This window comes from Streptomyces sedi (genome assembly GCF_006335015.1).
Classification (GTDB): domain Bacteria; phylum Actinomycetota; class Actinomycetes; order Streptomycetales; family Streptomycetaceae; genus Streptomyces; species Streptomyces sedi.
The window spans coordinates 1-2,108 of sequence record NZ_VDGT01000051.1; the positions used below are offsets into that span (position 1 = coordinate 1).

Consider the following 2,108-nt stretch of genomic DNA (forward strand, 5'->3'; position numbering starts at 1 on the left):
CGGCTGTGGAGTTGCGGAATCGGTTGGGTGCGGCGACGGGGGAGCGGTTGCCGGCGACGTTGGTGTTCGACTATCCGACTCCGTCGGCCCTGGCCGACTATCTCCACACCCAACTCCTCGGCGACCAGAAGGACGAGTCGACCTCATTGGCGACACCGGCCCTTGCCGAACTCGACAGTCTGGAGGCGGCGTTGGCCGCCACTCCACCCGACGGCGCCGGCCGTTCCCGCCTTGTCAAGCGGTTGCAAGGGATTCTCTGGAAGCTGGACAACGCGCGGGACACCTCGGAGACCGCCGTCCGGCAGGACGCGATCGAGTCCGCGAGCCACGACGAAATGCTCGCTCTCATGGAGAAAGAGTTGGGCATCGACTGAGTCGCGTCAGCGCCGCGCCCATTTCCTTACGTTGGAGGCAACAGCCACATGGTTAACGACCAGGAAAAGAAGATTCTCGACTATTCCAAGCGGCTCATGACGGAGTTGCTGTCGACCCGGGAGCGGTTGAAGACCGTCGAGGACAAGATCCGGGAGCCGATCGCGATCGTCGGCATGGCCTGCCGGTACCCGGGCGGGGTGGACTCGCCGGAGGACCTCTGGTCGTTGGTCGCCGAGGGCCGGGACGCCGTGTCGGAGTTCCCGACCGATCGTGGCTGGGACGTGGACGGGCTCTACGACCCGGACCCCGACAGCCCCGGCACGTCCTACACGCGGCACGGCGGCTTCCTGCCCGGCCTGGCCGACTTCGACGCGGGGCTCTTCGGCATCTCCCCACGCGAGGCGCTGGCCATGGACCCGCAGCAGCGCCTCCTGCTGGAGACCGCCTGGGAGTTGTTCGAACGCTCGGGCATCGACCCGCTGTCGCTCGGCGGTGTCCCGGCCGGGGTGTTCGTCGGCTCGATGGGGTCGGAGTACGGCAACACGACCGCGCCCGGCGAAAACGGTGAAGGCTTCGCCGTGACCGGAACGGCGGCGAGCGTGATCTCCGGCCGGCTCGCGTACACGTTCGGCCTTGAGGGGCCGGCCGTCACCGTGGACACGGCCTGCTCCTCGTCGCTGGTCGCGATGCACCAGGCCGTTCAGGCGCTGCGCTCCGACGAGTGCTCCCTCGCGGTCGCCGGCGGGGTGTCGGTGTTGGTCAGCCCGATGGCGTTCGTGGAGTTCAGCCGGCAGCGCGGTCTCGCAGCCGACGGCCGCTGCAAGGCGTTCTCCGGTGCCGCCGACGGCGCCGGCTGGGGCGAGGGCGTGGGCCTGGTGCTGCTGGAGCGGCTCTCGGACGCGCGGCGCAACGGTCATCGGGTGTTGGCTGTGGTTCGTGGTTCCGCGATCAACCAGGATGGCGCCTCCAACGGGCTGACGGCGCCGAACGGTCCCTCGCAGCAGCGGGTGATCCGTCAGGCGCTGACCGCGGCCGGGCTGGAGCCCGGGCAGATCGACGTCGTGGAGGCGCACGGCACCGGAACGACGCTGGGTGATCCGATCGAGGCGCAGGCGTTGTTGGCGACCTACGGTCAGGAGCGGCCCGAGGGTCGGCCGTTGTGGCTGGGGTCGATCAAGTCGAACATCGCGCACACCCAGGCCGCCGCCGGCGTCGCCGGGGTGATCAAGATGGTGATGGCGATGGAGCACGGGCTGCTGCCCAGGACGCTGCACGTGGACGAGCCGTCGCCGCATGTGGACTGGTCCGCCGGCGCCGTCGAGCTGCTGGCCGAGGCCCGGCCGTGGCCCGAGGGCGACCAGCCGCGCCGGGCCGCGGTCTCCTCGTTCGGCATCAGCGGTACCAACGCCCATCTCATCGTGGAACAGGCGCCACCGGACGCCCCGGAGGAGACCGCGCCCGACGCCGGCGAGCCGACGGGCGGCCACGCGAACCTGGTGGGCACGAAGGTCCCCTGGGTGATCTCGGCACGGTCCGAGGCGGCCCTGCGCGAGCAGGTCGAGAGGCTGAAGACGCACCTGACGACGCACCCCGACGCCGGTGTCGTGGACGTCGCCTTCTCCCTCGCCACCACCCGGGCCCACCTGCCGCACCGCGCCGTGCTGGTGGCCGATGACCGCGAGGGCCTGGTGCGGTCGTTGGGGGTGCTTGCGGAGGGTGTGTCGGGTGGTGAT

General features: G+C 70.4%; 2 protein-coding genes. Both read left to right on the plus strand.

What is annotated here, in order from left to right:
• Nucleotides 1-374 (plus strand): acyl carrier protein (locus FH715_RS27980; protein ID WP_246109036.1); only part of this gene is annotated, 374 nt, incomplete at its 5' end.
• 48 nt (nucleotides 375-422) lie between these two features.
• Nucleotides 423-2,108 (plus strand): type I polyketide synthase (locus FH715_RS27985; RefSeq protein ID WP_139650314.1); only part of this gene is annotated, 1,686 nt, incomplete at its 3' end.